22 protein-coding genes are annotated in these 26,175 nt (G+C 55.8%); 10 read left to right on the forward strand and 12 right to left on the reverse strand.

The window, feature by feature from the left end; genetic code table 11:
- Positions 1-130: 130 nt before the first annotated feature.
- The 3 genes from gntT to gntX form a co-directional block, all read right to left on the reverse strand.
- On the reverse strand, positions 131-1,447 hold the full coding sequence (gene gntT, locus FN037_RS21490; protein ID WP_138359456.1) for a gluconate transporter: 1,317 nt from the start codon (positions 1,445-1,447) through the stop codon (positions 131-133).
- A gap of 365 nt (positions 1,448-1,812) precedes the next feature.
- Positions 1,813-2,388, reverse strand: a complete 576-nt coding sequence (nfuA, locus tag FN037_RS21495; protein WP_138359458.1) for a Fe-S biogenesis protein NfuA — start codon at positions 2,386-2,388, stop codon at positions 1,813-1,815.
- A gap of 58 nt (positions 2,389-2,446) precedes the next feature.
- The gene (gene gntX / locus FN037_RS21500) at positions 2,447-3,121 is read right to left on the reverse strand and encodes a DNA utilization protein GntX (RefSeq protein ID WP_142503125.1); all 675 of its coding nucleotides are present in this window, start codon (positions 3,119-3,121) and stop codon (positions 2,447-2,449) included.
- Between the two features lie 36 nt (positions 3,122-3,157).
- Between gntX and bioH the strand changes: the two genes are divergently transcribed.
- A complete protein-coding gene (bioH, locus tag FN037_RS21505; RefSeq protein ID WP_138359462.1) occupies positions 3,158-3,940 on the forward strand; it encodes a pimeloyl-ACP methyl ester esterase BioH in 783 nt (260 codons plus the stop codon).
- A gap of 131 nt (positions 3,941-4,071) precedes the next feature.
- Here the strand turns inward: bioH and feoC are convergent, their stop codons facing one another.
- The 5 genes from feoC to greB all read right to left on the reverse strand — a co-directional run bounded on the left by feoC (position 4,072) and on the right by greB (position 10,365).
- A complete protein-coding gene (feoC, locus tag FN037_RS21510; RefSeq protein ID WP_142503126.1) occupies positions 4,072-4,308 on the reverse strand; it encodes a [Fe-S]-dependent transcriptional repressor FeoC in 237 nt (78 codons plus the stop codon).
- 9 nt (positions 4,309-4,317) lie between these two features.
- Positions 4,318-6,636 (reverse strand): Fe(2+) transporter permease subunit FeoB, encoded by a 2,319-nt coding sequence (gene feoB / locus FN037_RS21515; protein ID WP_142503127.1) that lies wholly within the window; start codon positions 6,634-6,636, stop codon positions 4,318-4,320.
- A gap of 27 nt (positions 6,637-6,663) precedes the next feature.
- Positions 6,664-6,891 (reverse strand): ferrous iron transporter A, encoded by a 228-nt coding sequence (feoA, locus tag FN037_RS21520; protein ID WP_138359466.1) that lies wholly within the window; start codon positions 6,889-6,891, stop codon positions 6,664-6,666.
- Between the two features lie 553 nt (positions 6,892-7,444).
- A complete protein-coding gene (locus tag FN037_RS21525; protein ID WP_138359468.1) occupies positions 7,445-9,778 on the reverse strand; it encodes a Tex family protein in 2,334 nt (777 codons plus the stop codon).
- Positions 9,779-9,891: 113 nt separating this feature from the next.
- Positions 9,892-10,365, reverse strand: a complete 474-nt coding sequence (gene greB, locus FN037_RS21530) for a transcription elongation factor GreB (protein WP_138359470.1) — start codon at positions 10,363-10,365, stop codon at positions 9,892-9,894.
- A gap of 237 nt (positions 10,366-10,602) precedes the next feature.
- Here greB and ompR point away from each other — a divergent pair, with 237 nt between their 5' ends.
- Both ompR and envZ read left to right on the forward strand, forming a co-directional pair.
- Entirely contained in the window at positions 10,603-11,322 is a 720-nt protein-coding gene (gene ompR / locus FN037_RS21535; RefSeq protein WP_001157751.1) for a two-component system response regulator OmpR, read from the forward strand.
- On the forward strand, positions 11,319-12,680 hold the full coding sequence (envZ, locus tag FN037_RS21540; RefSeq protein ID WP_138359472.1) for a two-component system sensor histidine kinase EnvZ: 1,362 nt from the start codon (positions 11,319-11,321) through the stop codon (positions 12,678-12,680). The genes ompR and envZ overlap by 4 nt, the downstream gene beginning before the upstream one ends.
- A 111-nt stretch (positions 12,681-12,791) precedes the next feature.
- On the opposite strand, the gene FN037_RS21545 is transcribed toward envZ, so the two are convergent.
- Positions 12,792-14,063, reverse strand: a complete 1,272-nt coding sequence (locus FN037_RS21545; RefSeq protein WP_142503128.1) for an acid phosphatase — start codon at positions 14,061-14,063, stop codon at positions 12,792-12,794.
- Between the two features lie 317 nt (positions 14,064-14,380).
- Between FN037_RS21545 and FN037_RS21550 the strand changes: the two genes are divergently transcribed.
- Together FN037_RS21550 and gorA are read left to right on the forward strand one after the other, a co-directional pair.
- A complete protein-coding gene (locus FN037_RS21550) occupies positions 14,381-15,223 on the forward strand; it encodes a 23S rRNA (adenine(2030)-N(6))-methyltransferase RlmJ (RefSeq protein ID WP_138359476.1) in 843 nt (280 codons plus the stop codon).
- Between the two features lie 72 nt (positions 15,224-15,295).
- The gene (gorA, locus tag FN037_RS21555; RefSeq protein WP_142503129.1) at positions 15,296-16,648 is read left to right on the forward strand and encodes a glutathione-disulfide reductase; all 1,353 of its coding nucleotides are present in this window, start codon (positions 15,296-15,298) and stop codon (positions 16,646-16,648) included.
- Between the two features lie 650 nt (positions 16,649-17,298).
- On the opposite strand, the gene FN037_RS21560 is transcribed toward gorA, so the two are convergent.
- Positions 17,299-17,922 carry a glutathione S-transferase family protein gene (locus FN037_RS21560; protein WP_138359480.1) on the reverse strand — a complete coding sequence of 208 codons (624 nt, stop codon included), beginning with the start codon at positions 17,920-17,922 and terminating at the stop codon, positions 17,299-17,301.
- A gap of 232 nt (positions 17,923-18,154) precedes the next feature.
- Between FN037_RS21560 and FN037_RS21565 the strand changes: the two genes are divergently transcribed.
- Both FN037_RS21565 and FN037_RS21570 read left to right on the forward strand, forming a co-directional pair.
- Positions 18,155-19,303 carry an iron-containing alcohol dehydrogenase gene (locus tag FN037_RS21565; RefSeq protein WP_142503130.1) on the forward strand — a complete coding sequence of 383 codons (1,149 nt, stop codon included), beginning with the start codon at positions 18,155-18,157 and terminating at the stop codon, positions 19,301-19,303.
- 355 nt (positions 19,304-19,658) lie between these two features.
- Positions 19,659-21,311 (forward strand): alpha,alpha-trehalase, encoded by a 1,653-nt coding sequence (locus tag FN037_RS21570; RefSeq protein WP_142503131.1) that lies wholly within the window; start codon positions 19,659-19,661, stop codon positions 21,309-21,311.
- A 170-nt stretch (positions 21,312-21,481) separates the two neighbouring features.
- Here the strand turns inward: FN037_RS21570 and FN037_RS21575 are convergent, their stop codons facing one another.
- Positions 21,482-22,240: an SDR family NAD(P)-dependent oxidoreductase gene (locus tag FN037_RS21575; RefSeq protein ID WP_142503132.1), complete on the reverse strand. Its 759-nt coding sequence runs from the start codon at positions 22,238-22,240 to the stop codon at positions 21,482-21,484.
- Between the two features lie 118 nt (positions 22,241-22,358).
- On the opposite strand from FN037_RS21575, the gene FN037_RS21580 reads away from it, so the two are divergent.
- The 3 genes from FN037_RS21580 (at position 22,359) to FN037_RS21590 (ending at position 25,958) form a co-directional block, all read left to right on the forward strand.
- On the forward strand, positions 22,359-23,258 hold the full coding sequence (locus FN037_RS21580) for a LysR family transcriptional regulator (protein WP_138359488.1): 900 nt from the start codon (positions 22,359-22,361) through the stop codon (positions 23,256-23,258).
- A gap of 76 nt (positions 23,259-23,334) precedes the next feature.
- The gene (gene yhjD, locus FN037_RS21585) at positions 23,335-24,366 is read left to right on the forward strand and encodes an inner membrane protein YhjD (protein ID WP_138359490.1); all 1,032 of its coding nucleotides are present in this window, start codon (positions 23,335-23,337) and stop codon (positions 24,364-24,366) included.
- A gap of 269 nt (positions 24,367-24,635) precedes the next feature.
- Positions 24,636-25,958, forward strand: coding sequence for an MFS transporter (locus FN037_RS21590; protein ID WP_138359492.1), 1,323 nt, complete (start codon positions 24,636-24,638; stop codon positions 25,956-25,958).
- On the opposite strand, the gene FN037_RS24410 is transcribed toward FN037_RS21590, so the two are convergent.
- Complete coding sequence (locus FN037_RS24410; RefSeq protein ID WP_171034814.1) at positions 25,946-26,104, reverse strand: hypothetical protein; 159 nt, start codon at positions 26,102-26,104, stop codon at positions 25,946-25,948. The two genes, FN037_RS21590 and FN037_RS24410, sit on opposite strands and share 13 nt — an antisense overlap.
- Positions 26,105-26,175: the final 71 nt, after the last annotated feature.

The raw sequence follows: 26,175 nt of genomic DNA on the forward strand, positions 1-26,175 counted from the left end.
AGAATGGGGGATCGTTGGGTGAATTTCAATGTCGGGCACCGCCCGGAACGGGGTATTACTGCGATAAGTTTTCGCTCTGGGCTAAAAAGCCGGGACAGCCTCGCTGCGCCCGGCCTGTTTTATCCTCTGTTTACACCACCATTCCCAACAACAGGCAACCAATCAGGCCGCACACGGAAATAATGGTTTCCAGTACCGACCACGACTTGATGGTCTCGCCAATTGTCAGGTTGAAATACTCCTTAAACAGCCAGAAACCCGGATCGTTAACGTGAGAGAAAATAACGCTACCGGAACCAACGGCAATAACCATCAGTTCCGGGCTCACGCCGGTGGTGGCGATCAGCGGCGCGGCAATGCCGCCCGCAGTGATAGCCGCAACGGTCGCCGAACCCAGCGCGATACGCAGTACCGCGGCGATCGACCAGGCCATAAATAGCGGAGACATATTGGATTCATGCATGATAGAGGCGATGTATTTGTCCATACCGCTATCGACCAGCACCTGCTTGAAAGCGCCGCCGCCGCCAATAATCAGCAGCATCATGGCGATAATTTTGATCGAAGACGTCAGCGTGTCGTTAATCTGCTCCATTGAACGCCCACGATTGAGGCCGAAGGTAAACAGCGCTATCAGCACCGCGATCAGCGTCGCCATTACCGGATCGCCAAAGAACTCGGCAATCGGCAGGAAGGCATGACCTTTCGGCAGCACCATCTCAGCCACGGCGCGCGTCGCCATCAGAATAACCGGGACCAGAGAGGTCCAGACGCTGACGCCAAAGCCTGGCATCTCTTCTTCGGTGAACGTTTTCGGGTTATGCAGGCCTTCCGGAATCGGTTTATCGATCCCTTTCAGGAAGCGCGCATAAACCGGACCGGCCAGAATCACCGTCGGGATCGCCAGAATTGTACCAAACAGCAGCGTTTTACCCATATCCGCATGGAAAATGGTGGCAATCGCCGTTGGCCCTGGGTGTGGAGGCAGGAAGCCGTGGGTTACGGAGAGCGCGGCCGCCATCGGTACGCCGATATAGAGCAACGGAATACCGGCTGATGCGGCGATGGTAAAGACCAACGGCAGCATCAGCACAAAGCCGACTTCATAAAACAGGGCAAAACCGACGGTAAAACCGGTCAGTACAACCGCCCACTGAATATGTTGTTTACCAAATTTAGCAATCAGAGTCGTGGCGATACGCTGCGCCCCACCGCAGTCCGCCAGCATTTTCCCGAGCATAGCGCCGAAGCCCATGATCAGCGCAAGGCTGCCGAGGGTTCCTCCAACGCCGTTTTTGATGGAGACAATCACTTTATCCAGAGGCATGCCCTGCATGAGCCCGACGGCAAGCGCCACCAGAACCAGAGCGATAAATCCGTTAAGCTTGAAACGGATCATCAACAATAATAACAGGGCAACACCGATAGCAACGATGACTAATGGCATGATTTACCTGGCCTTAATTTGTTATGGGTAACGTTATAGTTTCAACAATGACTTCATCCGTTCCAACAGGAACAAAAAATGTCTGGCGCCATAAAACCTGGCGTTATCCTTACCCAGAGAAAGGATAGCCGACTATTTTTTAACCTATGGCATCTGTTTTGAATGATACGGGTAACATATAAAGTTTGAGAATCACTTTGCCGGTAAAAATGTCAAATATGAGACTTAAGTCATGCTCTTTGCCCGGTTTTTGCAGAGATGTCTGGCGGGGATGTTGTGCGGTAACGCAAAAAACAGCCCAACAGCGAAGAGGCTATTGGGCCGGGAGGGTCCAGGCTGTGTTCCGTAATCCTGTGGGAAACAGCCTAGTAGTAGGAGTGCTCGCCGCGCTGGTGCTCGGTCAGATCGCGCACGCCTTTCAGTTCCGGGAATTCGTTCAGCAATTGCTTCTCGATCCCCTCTTTCAGAGTGACATCCACCATCGAGCAGCCGTTGCAGCCGCCGCCGAATTGCAGAATCGCCAGCCCGTCCTCGGTGATTTCCATCAGCGATACGCGCCCGCCGTGACCGGCTAGCTGCGGGTTAATCTGCGACTGTAACAGGTACTCGACACGCTCCATCAGCGGCGCATCGTCAGACACTTTGCGCATTTTGGCGTTTGGCGCTTTCAGCGTCAGCTGCGAGCCAAGCTGGTCGGTAACAAAATCAATTTCAGCGTCTTCAAGGTACGGCGCGCTAAGTTCATCGACATAAGCGGTCAGTTGCTCAAACTTCAGCGCAGTATCGCTGTCTTCCACCGCATCCGGCGGGCAATAGGAAACACCGCACTCGGCGTTTGGGGTACCGGGATTGATCACAAATACGCGAATTTGCGTCCCTTCTTCCTGATTTGCCAGCAGTTTGGCAAAGTGCGCTTGTGCAGCATCGGAAATACGGATCATAGCGTTGGCCTAATAGTTGACTATTTTACTGGGTTATAATACGCCCATCAGCAGGGGTCTACAAGGTACGGCATATACACCATACCTGAACCGTCGCGGCGCCGTTTCGCAAAAGCAGGCGGGATATCTCAGCGACGGTACTTCCGGTTGTGACGACATCATCCACAATGGCGATATGGTGACCCTGCACCGACAATTCAAGCTGAAAGGCGTTTTTCAGGTTCTGTTTACGCAATCTGGCGCTGAGCTGATGTTGATTGGCAGTACGACGCTGGCGTGTTAGCGCATCGCTACGCCAGGCGCAGCCTGTCCAGCGCGCCAGCGGACGGCACAGCAGATCGCTTTGATTAACCCCCCGCCGCCACTGGCGCCGTTGCCAGAGCGGGACGCTAATAATCCGGTCCGGACGAGGGAGAACCCGACTGTGATAGATTCGCAACAGGAGCAAACGCGCCAGCGCCGGCGCCAGTTCAGGCCGATGATGAAATTTCAACTGGTGAATCAGGCGGCTCAGTGGCGGACAATAGTCATTGACGGTCACCAGCCGCTGCCATGGCGGCGGTTTTTGCAGGCATCGTCCACAGGGCAACGCGCTTGCCTGAGCCGGCAGACCACACTGCGGGCAGAGCGGCACAGAAACCCGCAGCGCTGACGTGCAGCGTGAGCAGATTCCCCAGCGGGCGATGGCCAGCGGCATTTGACATAGCCAGCATAAGCTGTGTGCTGTTAGCATATTTCCCCTCATATTGTGGAAAGAGAACAGTAACTGATGAAAGAGATCTGGTGGCAAACCGCTGGTGAAGGAAACTGTCATCTTGTGCTGCTGCACGGATGGGGGCTGAATGCCCAGGTGTGGGATTGCATCGCGCCGCAACTGGCCTCGCATTTTACACTGCACCTCGTCGACCTTCCGGGCTATGGCCGCAGCGGCGGTTTTGGCACCCTGTCGCTGGAGGAGATGGCGCAGCGGGTGCTGGCCAACGCGCCAGAGAAAGCGATTTGGCTCGGCTGGAGCCTGGGCGGGCTGGTTGCAAGCCAGATTGCATTAACTTATCCGGAACGCGTACAGGCGCTGGTCACCGTCGCTTCTTCTCCCTGTTTTAGCGCTTACGCGGGCTGGCCAGGAATTAAACCCGACGTGTTGAGCGGTTTCCAGCAGCAGCTCAGCGAAGATTTTCAGCGTACCGTGGAACGTTTTCTGGCGCTGCAAACCCTGGGCACCGAGAGCGCCCGTCAGGACGCCAGGGCATTGAAAAGTGCCGTGCTGTCGTTGCCGATGCCATCGCCGGAGGTATTAAACGGCGGGCTGGAGATCCTCAAAACCGCCGATTTACGCCAGCCGTTGACGACGCTCACCATGCCGTTTTTGCGCATGTATGGTCGTCTGGATGGTCTGGTCCCGCGTAAAATCATCCCGCTTCTCGACGCCATGTGGCCGGGAAGTGCGTCGATCATCTTCGATAAAGCCGCTCATGCGCCGTTTATTTCCCATCCACAGGCGTTTTGTGCCCCACTGGTGGCGCTGAAGAATCAGTGGGAACATTGTGTTTAGCTGAATGGGATAAAAAGCTGGGCCGCAATACGTAGCCTGTTACGGTGATTGGCTCTTTTACATGTACATGGCTACCCGGAGGCGGCGAACTGCGCCTCCGGGTTACCGCACGGAGCGGTACCGTCGCCTGATCAGCGTAGCGACCACCACTCTCGCAGACAGGCCTTGCCTTCCGGGCAGTTTTTACAACTGCCGGAGAGGCAGCCCGTGGCATCTTCCGTCATTTTTACCGCTTTACCCATCGCTTCCAGGCGGCGCAGCATGGCATCAATTAACGGCTGTGGCGTGTGCAGGCGAACGCTCAGTTGCTCTGCCTCCATCCGCCCTTGCAGGGCCAGCATATTACGAACGTCAATTAACGACGCCATTATCGCTCCTTAGTGGCAATCGCCAGCCGGGCTATGGCAGCAGGAGGATGGGGTTTTTCGCGTCGCCAGCAGCGAAATCTCCACCCGGCTACGCGCTCTGCGCAACAGGCCAAAAACCACAATATTGAACACGATCACCGCCAGAATGCACGCCAGGCTATAGCGCGGATGCTGGCTGAAGCTGACGCTCTGGTAGTACAACGTGGCGATCGAATAGGCGACATTCAGCCCCCACAAAATGGAGAAGGACATCCAGCCACGGCTCGATTCGCGAGCAATCGCCCCCATCACCGAAATACAGGGAATATAGAGCAGAACGAAAATCAGGTAGCTGTATGCCGCCGCCGCGCTGCCGAATTTGCTGCTCATCACCCCCATCGCGCCGGTTTCCATTTCGCCATCGCCTTTGCTGGCTTCTATCGGGTTCGCCAGCACGCTCAGGCTGAACGTATCCTTCAGGCTCTGCCAGGTTTCATCCACTGCGGCCAGCAGCTCATCGCCAAGGTTAAACGCCTGCGGATCAAACTCCGCATTCTGGATATCTTCCGCGGTGTAGAGAGTATTCAGCGTCCCCACCACCACTTCCTTCGCCATCGCGCCGGTAAACAGGCCGACGGTCGCCTGCCAGTTATCGTCATGTACGCCAATCGGCTTAAACACGGGGGTGATGATACGGCTGACCGATGCCAGCGCCGAATCGTTAATGTTATCGACCACCTTCCCGCTTAACGAGAAGCTGTTCAGCGCGCTAAGGAAGATACTGACAACGACGATGACTTTACCCGCCCGTAGCACAAAGCCTTTCAGGCGCTGCCAGGTCTGAATAATCAGGCTTTTCACGTGTGGAACATGATACACCGGCAGTTCCATCACAAATGGTGAAGCTTCGCCGCGCATAATGGTGTGTTTCAACATTAAACCCGTGGCAATCGCCATCACGATCCCCAGTACATACAGCGAGAAGACCGCCTGCGCGCCATCCTGCCCAAAGAAGGCGGCAGCGAAAACGGCAAAAATCGCCAGCCGCGCGCCGCAGGACATAAACGGCGCCATCATAATGGTCATCAGGCGCTCACGCGGCGCATCAAGCGTACGCGCGCCCATCACCGACGGTACGTTACAGCCAAAACCAACAATTAGCGGCACAAAGGATTTTCCCGGTAGCCCCAGCGCCTGCATCAGACGGTCCATTACAAACGCCGCCCGTGCCATATAGCCGGAATCTTCAAGGAAAGAGAGAAACAGGTACATCATGCCGATCTGCGGCACCAGCGGCAGCACGGTGTTGATACCGCCGCCAATCCCCTGGGCAAGAAAGACCGTCAACCAGTCCGGGAAATGCAGCGTATAGCCAATCCACTGAATGCCGTGGATAAAGATGGCCACGGAACCGGCATCGAAGAACGGCTGTAACGCGCCGCCGATATTGATCGCCAGTAAAAACATCAGATACATGACAAACAGAAAAATCGGCAGCCCAAGAAAGCGGCTGAGGATAATTTTATCCATCGCCACAGTAAAACGACTGGGTTCGACGGTCAGAGTATTGCTGACCGCATCGCAAATCGCGGCAATACTTTGGTAACGGGCATCGGCAATATGCAGCGCCGGATCGTCCAGCGCGTCATTCAAATGCGCCAGAGCGACATCCAGTTTATGGGCGGCATCACCAGCATAGGCACGGCTATAAATGTCGCCTTCGAGCATCTGCAGACTCAGCCAACGGCGCTGACGCTGGGGAATATCCTGCGCCATAACCTGTGCCAGCTTATCTGCTTCATCCAGCAGCGGTTGCGGATAGTGCACCAGCTCAATGGACTGATTTTGCTGATGACGGTCGATAGCCATTTTTAAGGTGTCGAGACCTCGCCCACGCGTGGAAACCAGGGGAATAACCGGGCACCCAAGACGAGCGGCCAACGCATCGACATCGATACGGATGTTCTGCTTTTCCGCAATATCCAGCATATTCAGCGCAACCACGCAGGGAATACCGAGTTCCAGCAGTTGCAGGGTCAGATAGAGGTTTCGCTCCAGATTCGACGCATCGACCACGTTAATCAGCATGTCAGCATCGCCACTAAGAATATAGTGACAGGCAATTTGCTCATCCAGCGAGGTTTGTGAAGAGATGGTGGTGAGAGAATAGGTTCCGGGAAGATCAACCAGCGTGACCCGACTATCCGTCGTATTGAATCCCCCTTCTTTACGCTCAACGGTCACCCCCGACCAGTTGCCGACGCGCTGACGCGCGCCGGTAAGCTGGTTGAATAATGTTGTCTTACCGGAATTAGGATTACCAATTAAACCAATGGTTAATTTTTTCATATTCATGCTCTTAGTACCGGTCAGACATTATTGTGCAACCGCTTCCAGTTCAATTAATGCAAGATCCTTTTTACGTAATACCAGGTTAACGCGTCGGGTCTCAATATGAATAGGGTCACCAAGCGGCGCGACCCGCACCACACTAAAAGAAGAACCCGGCAACATCCCAAGAGAGAGTAATTTCTGCCGATAAGCCGGACTAATATCGCGGGAGAAACCAGTGATTTTCCACACACTATCAGGAGTGAATTGCATAGGACCTACTTATATATCGCTAACCGAAAGAGAGTACTCCGTATATGCGGAGGTGCCGCCCCAGGGGCATGTGCCCGTCATACTTCAAGCTGCATATGCGTTGGCTGCGGATGACCTGGTCTACGGCCTCACGCCTTCGGAGCCAGCGTAAGCGCTGTTCAAAACGGCTCGCCGGTTTGTCACGCAACTCGAATTATTTAGGGCATAGATAACAAGGAATCAGAATAATTACTGTAAATAATGATAATGAGAATAGTTTTTATCATCAATACATATAATACGATTGACGCTATTTTTAAACAGGAAATTGAGCTTTTGTTGATATTGAGCAAACTCTATTTTGTAACGGCCACCGGGTTAATCATTTTTCTTAATGACACAATGTTTAATTATGGTTTAGTTAGTTAACAAAATGAAAATGATAATTTTTCCTGAATCATCAGGCGCAACGCGTATTTATTAATAGATTATAAGAAAATATTAATAATTGTGTACGCAACAGGGTGAAGCGCTGAGGGAAATCGGCCCCTCAGCGAGAGAGGCCGGGAAGCGGTTAGCGTTTTTTACCCATTGCTGCGGCCAGCGCGTCCATCATCGCGCTATTGCCCGCAGGTTGCGCGTCGCGACCGCGCGGCTTCGCCGCTTTCGCTGCCGGACGATTACCCTGAGAGCGCTCGTTATTGCCGCCGCCGCGGCGGGCACTGGTTTCGCCCGGCTGTTCGTCCAGACGCATGGTCAGGGCGATGCGCTTACGCGCCAGGTCGACTTCCATGACTTTGACCTTCACAATATCGCCCGCTTTGACCACCGTGTGCGGGTCTTCAACGAACTTATTCGACAAGGAAGAGATGTGTACCAGACCATCCTGGTGGACGCCGATATCGACAAACGCGCCGAAGTTGGTAACGTTGGTGACCGCGCCTTCAAGAATCATCCCCGGTAGCAGATCGTTCATCGTCTCCACGCCATCGGCGAACTGCGCGGTTTTAAACTCCGGACGCGGGTCGCGCCCCGGTTTTTCCAGCTCTTTGATGATGTCGGACACCGTCGGCACGCCGAATTTATCATCGGTAAAATCCACCGCTTTCAGATTGCGCAACTCGCTGCTGTTGCCCATCAGGTCTTTTAGCGCCTGTTGGGTCGCGGCAAGAATTCGCTCAACCACCGGATAGGCTTCCGGGTGCACGGTTGAGGCATCCAGCGGGTTATCGCCATGATTGATACGCAGGAAGCCCGCGCACTGCTCAAACGCTTTCGGCCCCAGGCGGCTCACTTTCAGCAACTGCTGGCGATTCTGGAACTGACCGTTTTCATCACGCCAGGCGACGATATTCTGCGCCATCATGCGCGTTAAGCCCGCCACGCGGGTGAGCAGCGGCACGGACGCGGTGTTCAGATCGACGCCGACGGCGTTTACGCAGTCTTCCACAACGGCATCCAGTTTACGGGCAAGCTGGGTCTGGCTGACGTCGTGCTGATACTGGCCGACGCCGATGGATTTCGGATCGATTTTCACCAGTTCCGCCAGCGGATCCTGCAGACGACGAGCGATAGAGACCGCGCCGCGCAGCGAAACGTCCAGATCCGGGAACTCCAGCGCCGCCAGTTCGGAAGCGGAATACACTGATGCTCCGGCTTCGCTGACGATCACTTTCTGCGCCGTCACTTTCGGGAACTGTTTCTGCACGTCAAGGAAGAAACGCTCGGTTTCACGCGACGCCGTGCCGTTACCAATCGCCACCAGCTCAACGTTGTGTTTTTCGCACAGCGCGGCAACCGCCACCGCCGCTTTAGCCGCCTGGCCGGTATGCGGATAAATAGTATCGGTGGCGACCAGTTTGCCTGTACCGTCAACAACGGCGACTTTCACCCCGGTGCGCAGGCCCGGATCGAGGCCCATAGTCGCGCGCAGGCCAGCCGGTGCCGCCATCAGCAGGTCATGGAGGTTGCGGGCAAAGACGTTAATGGCTTCATCTTCCGCACGCTCACGCACGGAGCCCATCAGTTCAGTTTCCAGATGCATCAGCACTTTGATGCGCCATGTCCAGCTCACCACGCCTTTGCGCCAGCTATCCGCCGGAGCGTTGTTCAGACGCAGACCGAGGTGATCCTGGATGATTTGCTCGCAGTGGCTCTCTTTCGGCGGCTCATCAAATTGCGGATCGGCATTCAGCGACAGTTGCAGCACGCCTTCGTTGCGGCCACGGAACATCGCCAGCGCGCGGTGCGACGGCACGGTGGCGATCGGTTCGTGATGATCGAAATAATCACGGAATTTCGCCCCTTCCTCCTCTTTGCCACTGACGACGGTCGCCACCAGATGGGCGTTCTTCCACAGATAATCGCGCACTTTCGCCAGCAGCGCCGCGTCTTCAGCGAAGCGCTCCATCAGGATATAGCGCGCGCCGTCGAGGGCCGCTTTGGCGTCCGCCACGCCGTTGTCAGCGTTGATATATTTTGCCGCCTCCGTTTCCGGGGTGTGGGACGGGTCTGTCCACAGCAGGTCGGCCAACGGTTCAAGTCCGGCTTCGATGGCGATTTGCCCGCGGGTGCGACGTTTGGGTTTGTAGGGCAGGTAGAGGTCTTCGAGTTCGGTCTTACTTAACGTGCCGTTGATGGCGTTAGCCAGCTCATCGGTCAGCTTGCCCTGTTCGCCGATGGACTTGAGGATCGCCTGGCGACGATCGTCGAGTTCACGCAGATAACCCAGGCGGGTTTCCAGATTACGCAACTGCGTGTCATCCAGACCGCCAGTGACTTCTTTACGATAGCGTGCGATAAACGGCACGGTATTCCCTTCATCAAGCAGGCGAACGGCAGCTTCTACCTGTTCAGCCCTGGCCTGAAGTTCACCCGCAATAATGCGGCAGAGCGAATCATTCATCATGAGGTTAATTCATCTTTAGGATCAAAAATCAGGGGCATAGTTATACGGACTGACACGGCAAAATACCAGCCGCGACCACAGTCTCTCGGAATGTTCCGGCGCGGATTGCGGGCTCATTTAACGTATTCAATTTCGTTCACGTACCAGGTCGCCTCACCGGCGGGCGTGTTCACGATCGCTAAATCACCGACCGCTTTTTTCAGCAGCGCGCGCGCCATCGGCGAGTCGATAGAGATGTAATCCTTGCGACCGAATATTTCATCGTAACCGACGATACGAAAGCGCATGGTATCGCCATCATCGTTTTCAATTTCCACCCACGCGCCGAAGAACACTCTCCCCTCCTGCTGCGGCGAATAATCAACGATTTTCAGATGTTCAAGGCATTTGGTCAGGTAGCGTACCCGGCGGTCGATTTCACGCAGGCGCTTTTTATTGTACTGATAATCAGCGTTTTCGCTGCGGTCGCCGAGGCTCGCCGCCCAGGTCACTTTTTTCGTGACCTCCGGGCGCTCTTCACGCCACAGGGTGTCCATCTCTTTTTTTAGTTTCTCATACCCTTCACGGGTGATCAGCGGCGTTCTCATCGCAGGTTCCGGCTCCTGATTGCAGATCGTTGTACCATGCTACGCACAATTCATCGCACGTAATAATACCAACAGGATAAATAATGTGGCTTATGCTTAAATGTATACTTAAGCTGCTGTTAAATATGCTTTGTAACAATTTAGCCTGGAATATATACCAGATTTCGCTGGTGAGCGACCCGGGCTTTTTTGAGAATACGCACTGACAATTGCAGTGAACCTTTGGGAGTATAAACAATGCAAGAGAATTATAAGATTCTGGTTGTCGATGACGACATGCGTCTGCGTGCGCTACTCGAACGTTATCTGACCGAGCAAGGCTTCCAGGTTCGAAGCGTGGCGAACGCCGAACAAATGGACCGCCTGCTGACCCGTGAATCCTTCCACCTGATGGTGCTGGATCTCATGCTGCCCGGAGAAGATGGCCTGTCCATTTGCCGCCGCCTGCGCAGCCAGAGTAACCCGATGCCGATCATTATGGTGACGGCGAAAGGGGAAGAAGTTGACCGTATCGTGGGTCTGGAAATCGGCGCCGACGACTACATCCCGAAACCGTTCAACCCGCGCGAACTGCTGGCCCGTATCCGCGCCGTGCTGCGTCGCCAGGCTAACGAACTGCCGGGCGCCCCTTCGCAGGAAGAGGCGGTGATCGCCTTCGGCAAGTTCAAGCTGAACCTCGGTACGCGCGAAATGTTCCGCGAAGATGAGCCGATGCCGCTGACCAGCGGTGAATTCGCGGTGCTCAAAGCGCTGGTCAGCCATCCGCGCGAACCGCTGTCCCGCGATAAGCTGATGAACCTCGCCCGTGGTCGTGAATATTCAGCAATGGAGCGTTCCATCGACGTGCAAATCTCCCGCCTGCGCCGCATGGTGGAAGAAGATCCGGCGCATCCACGCTATATCCAGACCGTGTGGGGTCTGGGATACGTATTCGTCCCGGACGGTTCTAAGGCATGAAACGCGTGCGTTTTTCGCCGCGAAGCTCGTTTGCCCGCACGCTGTTACTGATCGTCACTCTGCTGTTCGCCAGCCTGGTGACGACCTATTTAGTGGTGCTGAATTTCGCGATTCTGCCGAGTCTTCAGCAGTTTAATAAGGTTCTGGCCTACGAAGTCCGTATGCTGATGACCGATAAGCTGCAACTGGAAGATGGCACGCAACTGGTGGTGCCGCCGGCGTTTCGCCGCGAGATTTACCGCGAGCTGGGCATTTCGCTCTATTCTAACGAAGCGGCGGAAGACGCAGGCCTGCGCTGGGCGCAGCATTATGAATTTTTAAGCCAGCAGATGGCGCACCAGCTTGGCGGGCCAACCGAAGTGCGGGTGGAGGTCAATAAAAGCTCCCCCGTGGTGTGGCTGAAAACCTGGCTCTCGCCCAATATCTGGGTGCGCGTCCCGCTGACCGAAATCCATCAGGGCGACTTTTCGCCGCTGTTCCGCTATACCCTGGCGATTATGCTGCTGGCGATTGGCGGCGCCTGGCTATTTATTCGTATTCAGAACCGGCCGCTGGTCGATCTGGAGCATGCCGCGCTTCAGGTCGGACGCGGCATTATTCCCCCGCCCCTGCGCGAATACGGCGCCTCTGAAGTGCGCTCGGTAACCCGCGCTTTTAACCATATGGCGGCAGGCGTGAAGCAACTGGCGGACGACCGGACGCTGCTGATGGCCGGAGTGAGCCATGATTTGCGTACCCCGCTAACGCGTATCCGTCTGGCGACGGAGATGATGAGCGAAGAGGACGGCTATCTCGCGGAGTCCATTAATAAGGACATCGAAGAGTGCAACGCCATTATCGAACAATTCATCGACTACCTGCGTACCGGTCAGGAGATGCCGATGGAGATGGCAGACCTCAACTCGGTGCTGGGCGAAGTGATTGCGGCGGAAAGCGGCTACGAGCGCGAAATCGTCACCGATCTGCAACCGGGCGAAATTCTGCTAAGCGTGCATCCGCTATCCATCAAACGCGCGCTGGCGAATATGGTGGTCAACGCCGCCCGTTACGGCAACGGCTGGATTAAAGTCAGCAGCGGTAGCGAAGGCAACCGGGCCTGGTTCCAGGTGGAAGATGACGGACCAGGAATTAAACCGGAGCAGCGCGAGCATCTGTTTCAGCCGTTTGTGCGCGGCGACAGCGCCCGTACAATCAGCGGAACCGGGCTGGGATTAGCGATTGTCCAGCGCATTATCGATAACCATAATGGCAAACTGGAACTGGGTTCCAGTGAACGTGGCGGGCTATTGATTCGCGCCTGGCTGCCGGTGCCGGTCAGTCGGGCACTTCCGGCAGTAAAAGCGCCAAAAGAGAGCTAAATCGGCGATAACCTGCCCCTTGCCCGGCACACATTAAACGTCGCCTTGCCGGGCAACAAAAGCGCCGTGCGGGCTGGCCGCCGCCCGGCAGGAACGCCGTCCCCTCTGTTTTCAATGCGCGCTGACCGCCATCTCGTATGCCGCAGGCAAATTCAGCCGCTGCCAGAACTGCTGGTCGCTGGTTTCACCCGACAGCGGATATCCCGCAGGCAAAGCCGTTTTGACCATCAGCGCCCGACGCTGCGCGGCGGACAACGTCGGCAACGCAGACTCCAGCAACACTTCCGCTCCCTCCGGCACCTTCAGGCGCTGCTTTTCACCCTTCTGCTGCGGCAAATCGTAGGTCATAGTAAAGCGATAAAAATCGCGCATTGCCGGGTCGCGGTACGGATCATCCTTCGCTGGCGCCTTTGCACACTCCGCCAGCGTCATGCCGCACTCCTTCGCCAGCGCTGTGCGTAGTTGATCGCGAGCTTCATTGAACAATGCGCGGTACTTAGCGTCATTCAGATAGTGCGCGACATTACGCTGCGCCACCATCCGCGACCCCATCACATCCAGCGGATAATGCACGCCCAACACGATACGCGAGTAACCGTAACGCGCGCCGCGGGTCACCAGTGCGTCAAACCGCTCAGGGATCATCTCCGCCATTAGCAGCGCATCGGTATAACCGGTATTCGTATGCCCGCTCGGGAACGAACCACCGTCTGCGGTATAGGGTTTGTTATCCTTCACCACCACATCATCCGGCACCAGATGGATGGTATTGCCCTGAATCAGAAACGGGCGCGGGTTGTTAAAGTGTTTTTTGGCCGCTCCGGTACTCACTTCGGAGGCTTTAATCAGCGCCGCCGCCTTGCTGAGTTCGCCTTTATCGTAGGCGGAGAGGAAAGCTTTTCCGAGACGCGGACCCATTGCATCGCTGAGAAAATAGAGATAGCTGATGCCCTCGGCATCCGCCAGCGCCTGATGGCGGGTGGTTTGTACCGCATCGCGGTTAATCGCGGTGACCGTCTCAAGGTTTTGCTGTATCACCGTCTTCGGCAGCGTGCTGAACGCCGAAAGGAGTGCGATCCCCGCCTGCTGGTTGGCTTTAACCTGGAAGTCATAGCCGCTGGCTTTTAGCCACGCTTTATCCGCCTGAATTTTATTCTGCCTGGCGTGTGTTAACCGATCGCGAGTGAGCGTTGGCGCATCGCCCTTCAGCGCGTTACGCAACTGCGCCAGGCTTTGGTTCTCCAGCGCGTCAAAGGCCGGGCTGGCGGCGGCTGGCGTCACGCTGTTGGCGATTGCCGCCGCCTGATTCAACGGGATATCCTTCGCCAGAACCGGCAGCGCCAGGATTAACGCCGATGCCAGCAGTGAGATTTGCAGTTTCATTATTTTTCCTTTATATCCTAAATAATTCGCGTTGCTTAAAGACGGCAAGGGAGTGATTCCCCAGAAGCATAGATAACTATGTGACTGAGGTGAACGAGCGTAGCCAACACATAAGCAGCTTGAAGTATGACGGGTATATTCAAATAATTACCTTGCCTGCCGGCAACGCTAACGCCACCGTTTGACACTTTTATGACAGCGTTATGTTTTGCAACGCTTTAGCCAGAATCGAAACAAGACGGCGCCACAGCGGTAATCGAGGCGGATCTGCGGTAAACTACCGGTTATCTTGTTTAATTCCCGGAATCACCGTATCCATGCTCAGTTATCGTCACAGCTTTCACGCAGGCAACCACGCCGACGTGCTTAAACATACCGTTCAGAGCCTGATCATTGAATCACTCAAAGAGAAAGAAAAACCGTTTCTCTATCTGGACACCCACGCCGGCGCTGGTCGCTATCAGCTGAGCGGAGAACACGCCGAGCGTACCGGCGAATATCTCGACGGTATCGCCCGCATCTGGCAGCAGGATGATCTGCCCGCCGAGCTGGAACCCTATATTTCCGTTGTCCAGCACTTCAACCGCAGCGGCCAGTTGCGTTACTACCCAGGCTCGCCGCTGATTGCCCGCCAGCTGCTGCGCGAGCAGGACAGCCTGCAGATGACCGAGCTGCACCCGAGCGATTTTCCGCTGCTGCGTGCCGAGTTTCAGAAAGACAATCGCGCCCGGGTAGAAAAAGCCGATGGCTACCAACAGCTTAAATCGAAGCTGCCGCCGGTTTCCCGCCGTGGGTTGGTGCTTATCGACCCGCCTTACGAAATAAAAACCGATTACCAGGCGGTGGTAACCGGTATTCATGAAGGCTACAAACGCTTTGCCACCGGCACCTACGCGCTATGGTATCCTGTGGTCTTACGGGCACAAATTAAGCGTATGATCAAAGAGTTAGAAGCCACCGGCATTCGCAAAATTCTGCAAATCGAGCTGGCGGTACGCCCGGACAGCGACCAGCGCGGGATGACCGCCTCCGGGATGATTGTGATCAATCCGCCATGGAAGCTGGAGCAACAGATGAACAACGTTCTGCCGTGGCTGCATAAAACGCTGGTGCCGACCGGCATCGGCCATGCGACCGTCAGTTGGATCGTGCCTGAGTAATCGCAACCATCGGTGGAACCTTTTACGCCTCGCGCTACAATCGCGGCCATTCAATCATTAAGGACCAGAGCCATGACCAAACATTATGACTACATCGCTATCGGCGGCGGTAGCGGCGGTATCGCCTCCATCAACCGTGCGGCAATGTACGGCCAGAAGTGCGCGCTGATTGAAGCCAAAGATCTGGGCGGTACCTGCGTTAACGTCGGCTGCGTACCGAAGAAAGTGATGTGGCACGCGGCGCAAATCCGCGAAGCAATCCATCTGTATGGCCCGGATTACGGCTTTGACGCCACCATCAATCACTTTGACTGGGAGAAACTGGTCGCCAGCCGCAGCGCCTATATCGATCGTATTCACACCTCCTACGATAACGTGCTGGGCAAAAACAAGGTCGACGTGATTAAAGGTTTCGCCCGCTTTGTCGATGCGAAAACTGTGGAAGTGAATGGCGAAACCATTACCGCCGATCATATCCTGATCGCCACCGGCGGACGCCCGAGCCATCCGAATATTCCGGGCGTCGAGTACGGTATCGATTCAGATGGTTTCTTCGCGCTTCCGGCGCTGCCAAAACGCGTTGCGGTGGTTGGCGCAGGCTATATCGCCGTTGAGCTGGCCGGGGTGATTAATGGTCTGGGCGCGGAAACTCATCTGTTCGTGCGCAAACACGCGCCGCTGCGCAGCTTTGATCCGCTGATCGTTGAAACGCTGGTTGAGGTAATGAACGCTGAAGGCCCGGAACTGCATACCCATGCCATTCCGAAAGCGGTGGTGAAGAACGCTGATGGCAGCCTGACTCTGGAGCTGGAAGATGGCCGCAGCCAGACCGTCGACTGCCTGATTTGGGCGATTGGCCGCGAACCGGCGACCGATAACATCAACCTGGCCGCAGCCGGCGTAGAGACCAACGACAAAGGCTACATCATCGTCGATAAGTTCCAGAATACTAACGTTCCGGGCATCTACGCCGTTGGCGATAATACTGGTGCCGTTGAGCTGACTCCGGTAGCCGTGGCCGCCGGCCGTCGCCTCTCCGAGCGTCTGTTTAACCACAAACCGGACGAACATCTGGATTACAGCAACATCCCGACCGTGGTCTTCAGCCATCCACCTGTCGGCACCGTCGGCTTAACTGAACCGCAGGCGCGCGAACAGTACGGCGATGACGCGGTAAAAGTGTATAAATCCTCTTTTACCGCCATGTATACCGCCGTAACCTCGCACCGTCAGCCGTGCCGCATGAAGCTGGTCTGCGTCGGCCCGGAAGAGAAAATTGTCGGCATTCACGGCATCGGCTTCGGTATGGATGAAATGCTGCAGGGCTTTGCGGTGGCGCTGAAGATGGGCGCAACCAAGAAAGACTTCGACAATACGGTGGCGATCCACCCGACGGCGGCGGAAGAGTTTGTGACCATGCGCTAAAACGCTCGTCATCCTATGATCTGGCACTCAAAAGACGCTCACCGGAGTAGTGCCGATCGGTTAAGCGAGTCACCGGCGTTGTCTTCTGTTTTATTGGTCAACGGTAATCGCTTTTTCGGTGGTTATGGTGAAAGCGCGATACGGCTACAAGACTGACGACATCGTCGATTTTTTCTGGCCTACAGCGACTGGGGAGTTACCATTTCAGCTCAGGCTTACCGCAAGGGGTTTGGCGCATCAAGGAAACCTGGCGAGAACGCAGGCGCGCATCCAGGACTGGCCGCCAGGACGGCGGCCAGAGGGCGGCCAGAGGGCGGCCAGAGGGCGGCCAGAGGCTGAGTCGCGGCAAGGATGCCGCGTCTCAGCCGGTCCGCCAGATGAAGCCGGAGTGGAGCGGACCGCGCAGCGGCAGGTTTTCAGCGCCATGCCGGGGGTCCAGGGGGACGAGCGAAACGTCCCCCTGGCCGTTCACACGCAATGCATATGAAGAATATCCTCGTATTAACCGTGAACGGAACAGGCCACTGAATCAAATAGGTAAAACGAAAAATCCACCATCACCACCGATTAACGGAACCGCTCAGGCAGCCATAAACACAACTGACTGCCCTTAACTAACCAGCATGACTCCCCGGCGCGCCTTTTTATCTCTACGCCACGCCATTGTTCCCGTGGCGCTTAAAGGCCGGACGCTGGTTCAACGCCATATACCAGCGTTCAACCTGCGCCATTTCAGGGTGCGCGAACGGCGTCATTTTCCAGCGATGCACCGACAGGCCAAGCACAATATCCGCAAGGGTAAACTGGCTGCCGGTGATCCATGCTCCGGTTTGCTGCAGCTGCGCATTCACGATCTGCACGCAGCGGGTCCAGGCGGCGATGCTCTCTTTTATCGCCACCGGGTCCTGAAACCGCGGGTCCTTACGCACCAGCCCCATAAAGGCGTAGCGCCAGGCATTGTTAAACTCGGTTGCCTGCCAGTCCATCCAGTGTTCGACCTCCGCAGCAGCCTGCGGCACGGCGGGGAGCAGATCGTCCCGCCCCGCTTTCCGCGCCAGATAACGGCAAATGCTGTTCGACTCCCACAGCACAAAATCATCATCCAGCAGCACCGGCACCAGGCTATTCGGATTGAGCGCGCGAAATTCCGGGGTCTCAATCGACCGGAATCCGCTGCCATAATCCTCCTGCTGATACTCCAGCCCCGCTTCCTCGCAGGTCCACAGCGCTTTACGCACGTTAATTGATGAGCGCTTGCCCAGTATTTTTATCATTGTCAGCAATACCTCAATCAAAAGAGATGATAGTTTCACCATACTCCATCGTTCGCATGTGTACAGCCGGATAATGTGTACTTCCAGGGACATAAGCGTTGGTTACGCGCGTTCAGGCAAAGCGCTTACCGAACCCGGCCCATCGAAATTCATGTGATTACCGCCTCCCTGCAACCCGAATGATTTCGGCTATAGTGGATTGCAAAATTGTTCTTCGATACAGGACCCCGACATGTTGACTACTTTTAACCTTTTAACGCCGGGCAATATCCGTTTTGGCCGCGGCCTTGCGTGTAGCGCTGCTTCCTGGCTTGCCGGGCGTTCAGCGCAGATACTGCTGGTTCACGGTGCCAGCCTGCAACGGGCACAGCCTTTACTGGACGAATTACATACCTGCCAGTTGAACGTCACAACGCTGGCAATCGCCCATGAACCCTGCCTGCAGGATATTGAACAAGGCGTTCGCCTGGCGCGGGAAAAGGGCATCGGCGCGGTGGTCAGCCTCGGCGGCGGCGCGGTGATTGACGCGGGTAAAGCTATTGCCGCACTGGTTCCGGTTCAGGGACCCGCAATCGACTATCTGGAAGTGGTCGGTAACGGGCGCGAATTAGAGGCCGATCCGCTGCCGTTTGTCGCCATTCCTACCACCGCCGGTACCGGCGCGGAAGTGACAAAAAACGCGGTGATCAACGTTCCCGGGCAACAACGCAAAGTCAGCCTGCGCGACGACCGGATGCTGCCGGATCTGGCGATTGTCGACCCGTCGCTCACCGACAATGCGCCACGCGCAGTCACCTTAGCGTCCGGTCTCGACGCCCTCACGCAGGTTATCGAGCCCTGGCTGTGCGCCCGCGCGAATCCTTTTACCGACGCCCTGTGTCGGGATGCAATCCCGCGCGGCATTAAGGCCCTCAGAACGCTGATGGAAAAAGAGTGCCCGGACAGCCGCGATGAGATGGCGTGGGTGAGCCTGTGCGGCGGGCTGGCATTAGCGAATGCCGGGCTTGGCGCGATCCACGGCCTGGCTGGACCGCTGGGCGGCCTGAGCCATGCCGCCCACGGCGCGCTTTGCGGCAGCCTGCTCCCCTTCGGTCTGGCGCTGAATGAAGCGCAAATAAGTGACGAGAAGGTCCGTCAACGCTTTGCTGATGTGCGCCAGTGGCTGGCCGCCGGGCTGGGCGTTGAGCCGGACAGCGCCTGGCAGAGCCTCCGCGAGTGGAGTCAGCGCGCCGGACTGGGAAACCTGCGGAAGCTCGGCGTACCGCACGAAGCGCTGGAGCCAGCGGCCCTTGCCGCCTGCGGCTCATCATCGATGAAAGCCAACCCGGTTATGCTGACCAGCGAGCAGCTACTGGAGATGCTGGAAGCCGCATGGGAATAATCGCGCGCCGTGCAAATGCCGGGGAATTGCAGATTGCAGACAAAGCGTGTTGTTCCGGAATTACCCGGCGAAAATGCGAGCATAATGTCTGAGACAGGTTGGTCATCAGCCGAAAATTTAGATTTTGTTGCAAAACGAATGCTCTAAATTCGTCAGGCGAACACCCAACGATGAAGCGTTTTTTAAGTCGGTAGATCAGTTAATTAGGGCTATATCCCGTTACCTCATCTTAATAATAAAACGTGATCTATCGCACATTTTATCCTCCCTCCCCCGCTGCGAATGTCTACGCTTAATAGACAGGTCGGGTGCTCCCGGCATCCTCTACTGACGCAATCCGGAGGTCCGTATCATTATGTTCAGCCAGAAATTACGTAACGCTGATGCCGATGAACTCAGGATCGAAAACGATCCATGCTACGAAGCCGATCCGTACGAGTTAAAACTGGATGAAATGTTCGACGTTGAACCGGAACCGGAGATTATTGAAGGGCTGCCCGCGTCAGATGCCCTGACCCCTGCAGACCGCTATCTGGAACTGTTTACCCATGTCCAGAAGTCAGGTATTTTTGCCGACAGCAAAACCTTTCCCGACTGTGCGCCGAAGCAGGATCCGCTGGATATTTTGCTTCACTACCGGCGCGTAAAACGCACGTCCGAATTCGATTTACGCCAGTTTATTGAAGAGCATTTCTGGTTGCCGGACAACCGCGCCGAGGATTACGTTTCCGATCCCAATCGATCGTTGAAAGAACACATTGATGCCCTGTGGCCAATTCTGACCCGCGAGCCGCAGGATCATATTCCCTGGTCGTCGCTGCTGGCGTTGCCGCAGTCGTATATCGTCCCCGGCGGGCGTTTTAGCGAAACCTACTACTGGGACTCCTATTTCACCATGTTAGGGCTGGCGGAAAGCGGCCGCGAAGATCTGCTGAAATGTATGGCGGACAACTTCGCGTGGATGATTGAAATCTACGGCCATATTCCGAACGGCAACCGCACCTACTATCTCAGCCGCTCGCAGCCGCCGGTTTTCGCGCTGATGGTGGAGCTATTTGAGGAAGATGGCGTTCGCGGCGCCAGACGTTATCTTGACCATCTGCAAATGGAATACAGCTTCTGGATGGACGGCGCTGAATCGCTGGTGCCCAATCAGGCCTATCGCCACGTAGTGCGCATGCCGGACGGTTCGCTGCTCAACCGCTACTGGGACGATCGCGATACGCCGCGCGATGAATCCTGGGGGGAAGATGTGGCAACCGCGAAGCGCTCCGGGCGACCGCCAAACGAAGTATACCGCGATCTGCGCGCCGGAGCGGAATCCGGCTGGGATTACTCCAGCCGCTGGCTACGGGATATCACCAGGCTGGCAAGTATTCGCACCACCCAGTTTATCCCGATTGATTTGAACGCCTTTTTATTCAAGCTGGAGAACACCATCGCCAATCTCTCCGGCCTGAAAGGAGAGCGGGACACAGAGGCCGCTTTTCGCCAGAAAGCCAACGACCGCCGGGCAGCGGTGACCCGCTACCTGTGGGATGACGAAGGCGGCTGTTTTCGCGACTACGACTGGCGCCGCGAACAGCTGGCCCTGTTCTCCGCCGCCAGTATCGTTGCGCTGTACGTCGGTATGGCGACGCATGAGCAGGCCGACAGGCTCGCCGATGCGGTTCGCGCGCGTCTGCTGACTCCCGGCGGGATTATGGCCACCGAGTACGAAAGCGGCGAACAGTGGGATAAACCCAACGGCTGGGCACCGCTACAGTGGATGGCGGTGCAAGGATTTAAAATGTACGGTCAGGATCCGCTCGGGGATGAGATAGCTCACAGCTGGCTGCAAACGGTAAACCATTTCTACAAACGGCACCATAAGCTGATCGAAAAGTACCATATCGCCAGCGCCACCCCGCATGAGGGCGGCGGCGGCGAATATCCGCTGCAGGATGGCTTCGGCTGGACCAACGGCGTCGTGCGTCGGCTCATTGGTCTGTATGGCGAACCCCTGTAAAAGCGCGCGGCTTCCAGCATTGATGCCTGGCATACGCGCTTCAGGGACTCAGCCATGCCTGACGTCTTATGCCACGGCGGTATCGCTCCCCGCGACGACCTGATGACGGTGTTCTCCGGCGAGCCGAATTATTTCGGCTCGCCGGACCATCCCCCGTAGAGGAAAAAAGATTACAAAAACATCCCGCCGGAAACTTCGACGCGCTGGGCGTTCATCCAGCGCAGGTCATCGCTGAGCAGCGCGGCAATCGCGTCGCCGATATCGTCCGGGAGACCCACTCTTCCCAGCGCAGTCTGCGCGGCGATATACTGATTAACCTGCGCGTTATCCCGCACTACACCGCCGCCAAAATCGGTTTCAATGGCGCCAGGGGCAATAATATTGACCGAAATTCCCCGCGCCCCCAGTTCTTTCGCCTGATAGCGGGTCAACACCTCCATCGCGCCTTTCATGGCAGCATAAGCCGCATAGCCCGGCAGCGCAAAACGCGCCAGCCCGCTGGATACATTCAGGATGCGTCCGCCGTCAGCTAACAGCGGCAGCAGGCGCTGAGTAAGGAAAAACGGTCCTTTAAACTGGATATTCATCAGCTCATCAAACTGGGCTTCGCTGGTCTCAGCAAAGGGAACGTTCAGACCAATACCGGCATTGTTCAATAAATAATCGAAGCTATCCCGCTGCCAGTGCTGCTGAAGTAATTCCATCATCTTATGAGCAAAGCGGTCAAAACGATGACTATCGCCGACGTTGAGCGGTAATGCCGCCGCCTTTACGCCTTTTCGTTCAATTTCAGCGACAACGTCCAGCGCCGCCTGCTGGTTGCTGTGCCAGGTCAGGATAATATCGGTTCCCCTCTCTGCCAGCTTTAATGCCGCATTTTTTCCCAACCCGCGGCTCCCGCCGGTGACTAAAGCGATACGTTGTGTCATCAGAACCCCCTTCTTGCTTGCGTTTGCATAGTTAAAGAGCTTATTAGCTGCTATAAAAACAATAAATATAGGAAATTGCGTTTTACTGTTTCTGTATCAATAACAATAGGCCCCCGGGATGGATAGAATTCACGCAATGCAGCTGTTTATTCGGGTCGCGGAACTGGAGAGTTTTTCCCGTGCCGCCGATATCCTCGGCCTACCGAAAGGGAGCGTATCGCGCCAGATTCAGGCGCTGGAGAACCATCTTGGCACTCGCCTGCTGCACCGTACGACCCGCCGGGTACAACTGACGCAGGACGGTATGGTTTACTACGAACGCGCAAAGGATCTGCTCAGCAATCTTGATGAACTGGACGGCATGTTCCAGCTCGATCCCTCCAGTGTCAGCGGTCGTTTACGGGTAGATATGCCCGTCGGGATAGCGAAAAAGCTGGTCATCCCGCGGCTACCGGCATTTCTGCAACAATATCCCGGTATCGAACTGGAGCTCAGCAGCAGCGATCGGTTGGTCGATATCGTCCGCGAAGGGTTTGACTGTGTAGTTCGCGTCGGTACGCTGAAGGACTCCGGGCTGATCGCGCGGCCTCTGGGTAAACTCACGCAAATTAACTGCGCCAGCCCGCACTATCTGGCGCGCTTCGGCTACCCGCAGTCCCTTGATGATCTGGTCGATCATGCGCTGATCCACTACGCGAGCAACCTCGGCGTACGCCCACTGGGATTTGAAGTATTCAGCGATGGCGTGGTTCGCTGGGTTAAAATCGGCGGCGTGCTGACCGTCAACAGTACTGAAACCTATCAGGCATCGTGTCTGGCGGGTCTGGGAATTATTCAGGTTCCGCGAACTGGCGTGCGTGACATGCTGCGCACCGGTGAACTGATAGAAATTCTGCCTCATTACCGCGCCGAACCATTACCGGTCTCATTGATTTATCCCCACCGGCGTAATCTTTCACGTCGGGTACACCTGTTTATGGAGTGGTTAGGCGGGCTGATGAAAACCTATGTCGATTAGGAATCAGACACCGTATCAACGATTTTACGTATATAATTTTGATGAATACCGCTGTAAAAAAAGGAAGAAAAACGTTATGACGCCGGAAAACGACGCTCAACGCCCGCCCCAGGAACCTGGCTCGCCGCCGGATAAAAACAAAAGCACGATAGCCGCGATTAATGATTCTGCCGTGGCGAAAAAGGCCAATCAGGCACTGAAAACCGTCACCGGAACGGCAGAAAAAGTCCAGCGCAACCCCATTATTGCGCACCTCATTCGCGCCGCCGAGCGCTTCAACGACAGGCTTGGCAATCAGTTTGGCGCCGCCATCACTTACTTCTCGTTTTTGTCGATGATCCCTATCCTGATGGTCTCTTTTGCGGCCGCCGGCTTTGTGCTGGCTTCGCATCCCACCTTACTACAGGATATCTTCGATAAAATTTTGCTCAACGTGAGCGACCCGACTCTCGCCGCAACGCTGAAAAATACCATCAACACCGCCGTCCAGCAGCGCACCGCGGTGGGTATCGTCGGCCTGCTGGTCGCGCTCTATTCGGGGATTAACTGGATGGGCAACCTGCGCGAGGCGATTCGCGCCCAGTCGCGTGACGTCTGGGAACGCACGCCGCAGGATCAGGAGAAGATTTGGGTAAAGTATTTCCGCGACCTTATCTCGCTGATCGGCCTGCTGGTTGCATTAGTGATCACCTTATCGATCACCTCAGTGGCAGGTTCCGCCCAGCGGATAATTATCTCGGCGCTTTATCTCGATAATATCGAATGGCTGAAACCCGCATGGCGACTGATTGGTCTCGCAATCTCTATTTTCGCCAACTATCTGCTGTTTTTCTGGATTTTCTGGCGACTGCCGCGCCACCGTCCTCGCCGCAAGGCGTTGATTCGCGGCACGCTGATTGCGGCGGTCGGCTTTGAGATAATCAAAATCATTATGACCTGGACGCTACCGGCGCTGGTGAAGTCCCCTTCAGGAGCGGCATTCGGCTCGGTACTGGGGATAATGGCATTCTTTTATTTCTTCGCCCGCCTGACGCTTTTCTGCGCCGCATGGATTGCGACTGCCGAGTATAAAGGCGACCATCGGATGCCGGGCAAATCCCACGATTAAATCATTACTGGGCTGAATAAAGACGCAAAATTCAGCCCAACCTATTATTTCAGCAGATAAATCCAACACGTAACTTTTCTTTAACCAGAAACTGGTTTTATCAACCATAACTTGAATTATGTGAAGCATTTCATAGAAGTTATTTTCCGGTAACAAAAATTATCCACTTTTTGCCTCTTTTTCAGGCTATCGCTCCCCTTGTTACAGATTGAAATGTCCCTGATGCTGTGGCTATATGGCCCTTCGTTCGCAAAAAATAAGAAAGATCTATGCAATCCACAGCCACAACACTCGACAACGCTCAGGAAACCGTCCCGGTTAATTCACGCAATAAAGTCGTGGTCGCCTCACTCATTGGTACCGCCATTGAGTTCTTTGACTTCTATATCTATGCCACTGCAGCGGTCATTGTCTTCCCGCACATTTTCTTCCCGCAGGGCGATCCTGCTGCCGCCACGCTACAGTCGCTGGCGACGTTTGCTATCGCCTTTATTGCCCGCCCTATCGGATCCGCGGTATTTGGTCACTTTGGCGACCGGGTAGGCCGTAAAACGACCCTGGTGGCTTCATTGCTGACCATGGGGATCTCCACCGTGGTTATCGGCCTGCTGCCTGGCTATGAGACTATCGGAATTATGGCGCCGATGCTGCTGGCGCTGGCGCGTTTTGGCCAGGGTCTGGGTCTCGGTGGAGAATGGGGCGGCGCGGCGTTACTGGCGACGGAAAACGCGCCGTCGCGCAAGCGCGCGCTGTATGGTTCTTTCCCACAACTGGGCGCGCCTATCGGCTTTTTCTTCGCTAACGGCACCTTCCTGCTGCTCTCCTGGCTGCTGACCGACCAGCAATTTATGGACTGGGGCTGGCGTCTGCCGTTTATCTTCTCCGCCGTGCTGGTGATCATCGGTCTGTACGTTCGCGTGTCCCTGCACGAGTCGCCGGTGTTCGCTAAAGTCGCCGCCGCGAAGAAACAGGTGAAAATCCCGTTAGGCACGCTGTTGACAAAACACATTCGCGTTACTGTCCTCGGCACCTTTATCATGCTGGCGACCTACACGCTGTTTTATATCATGACCGTCTACTCCATGACCTTCAGCACCGCCGCTGCCCCGATTGGTCTCGGTTTGCCGCGCAACGAAGTGCTGTGGATGCTGATGATGGCGGTTATTGGTTTTGGCGTGATGATACCGGTTGCCGGCATGCTGGCAGATGCATTTGGCCGCCGTAAGAGCATGGTCGTCATCACGGCCCTGATCATTCTCTTCGCGCTGTTTGCCTTTAAACCGCTGCTCGGCTCCGGCAGCCCTCTGCTGGTCTTTGTCTTCCTGCTGCTTGGTCTGAGCCTGATGGGGCTGACCTTTGGCCCGATGGGCGCGCTGCTGCCAGAGCTGTTCCCGACGGAAGTTCGTTACACGGGCGCCTCGTTCTCCTATAACGTCTCGTCGATCCTCGGCGCTTCCGTGGCGCCGTATATCGCCGCCTGGCTGCAGGGCAATTACGGCCTGCCTGCGGTGGGGCTCTACCTGGCCGCAATGGCGACGCTGACGATGATTGCCCTGCTGCTCACTCACGAAACGCGTCATCAGTCGCTGTAACGCTCTTCGCCCCCGGCGCATTGCAGCCAGGGGCGACATTTCACCCCGCTATTTTTCATCAGCGACCACATCGCCCAATCCGGATTCGCCTGTTCCTTGCCACGTGACCATCCGGTAAACACCGGAAAAGCCAATGACGCTGACAATTGCGGTCTCCGTCACATAATCCGCGTCAGGTCAAAAAAATAATGGAACGTTGTTTTAATATGGTTGACCA

It is taken from the genome of Klebsiella sp. 2680 (assembly GCF_900198535.1).
GTDB classification, from domain to species: Bacteria; Pseudomonadota; Gammaproteobacteria; order Enterobacterales; family Enterobacteriaceae; genus Klebsiella; species Klebsiella indica.

Bases quoted from the DNA above. Each gene is read 5' to 3' on its own strand.
- gntT (WP_138359456.1), bottom strand. From the start codon at position 1,447: ATGCCATTAGTCATCGTTGCTATCGGTGTTGCCCTGTTATTATTGTTG.
- nfuA (WP_138359458.1), bottom strand. From the start codon at position 2,388: ATGATCCGTATTTCCGATGCTGCACAAGCGCACTTTGCCAAACTGCTG.
- gntX (WP_142503125.1), bottom strand. From the start codon at position 3,121: ATGCTAACAGCACACAGCTTATGCTGGCTATGTCAAATGCCGCTGGCC.
- bioH (WP_138359462.1), top strand. From the start codon at position 3,158: ATGAAAGAGATCTGGTGGCAAACCGCTGGTGAAGGAAACTGTCATCTT.
- feoC (WP_142503126.1), bottom strand. From the start codon at position 4,308: ATGGCGTCGTTAATTGACGTTCGTAATATGCTGGCCCTGCAAGGGCGG.
- feoB (WP_142503127.1), bottom strand. From the start codon at position 6,636: ATGAAAAAATTAACCATTGGTTTAATTGGTAATCCTAATTCCGGTAAG.
- feoA (WP_138359466.1), bottom strand. From the start codon at position 6,891: ATGCAATTCACTCCTGATAGTGTGTGGAAAATCACTGGTTTCTCCCGC.
- FN037_RS21525 (WP_138359468.1), bottom strand. From the start codon at position 9,778: ATGATGAATGATTCGCTCTGCCGCATTATTGCGGGTGAACTTCAGGCC.
- greB (WP_138359470.1), bottom strand. From the start codon at position 10,365: ATGAGAACGCCGCTGATCACCCGTGAAGGGTATGAGAAACTAAAAAAA.
- ompR (WP_001157751.1), top strand. From the start codon at position 10,603: ATGCAAGAGAATTATAAGATTCTGGTTGTCGATGACGACATGCGTCTG.
- envZ (WP_138359472.1), top strand. From the start codon at position 11,319: ATGAAACGCGTGCGTTTTTCGCCGCGAAGCTCGTTTGCCCGCACGCTG.
- FN037_RS21545 (WP_142503128.1), bottom strand. From the start codon at position 14,063: ATGAAACTGCAAATCTCACTGCTGGCATCGGCGTTAATCCTGGCGCTG.
- FN037_RS21550 (WP_138359476.1), top strand. From the start codon at position 14,381: ATGCTCAGTTATCGTCACAGCTTTCACGCAGGCAACCACGCCGACGTG.
- gorA (WP_142503129.1), top strand. From the start codon at position 15,296: ATGACCAAACATTATGACTACATCGCTATCGGCGGCGGTAGCGGCGGT.
- FN037_RS21560 (WP_138359480.1), bottom strand. From the start codon at position 17,922: ATGATAAAAATACTGGGCAAGCGCTCATCAATTAACGTGCGTAAAGCG.
- FN037_RS21565 (WP_142503130.1), top strand. From the start codon at position 18,155: ATGTTGACTACTTTTAACCTTTTAACGCCGGGCAATATCCGTTTTGGC.
- FN037_RS21570 (WP_142503131.1), top strand. From the start codon at position 19,659: ATGTTCAGCCAGAAATTACGTAACGCTGATGCCGATGAACTCAGGATC.
- FN037_RS21575 (WP_142503132.1), bottom strand. From the start codon at position 22,240: ATGACACAACGTATCGCTTTAGTCACCGGCGGGAGCCGCGGGTTGGGA.
- FN037_RS21580 (WP_138359488.1), top strand. From the start codon at position 22,359: ATGGATAGAATTCACGCAATGCAGCTGTTTATTCGGGTCGCGGAACTG.
- yhjD (WP_138359490.1), top strand. From the start codon at position 23,335: ATGACGCCGGAAAACGACGCTCAACGCCCGCCCCAGGAACCTGGCTCG.
- FN037_RS21590 (WP_138359492.1), top strand. From the start codon at position 24,636: ATGCAATCCACAGCCACAACACTCGACAACGCTCAGGAAACCGTCCCG.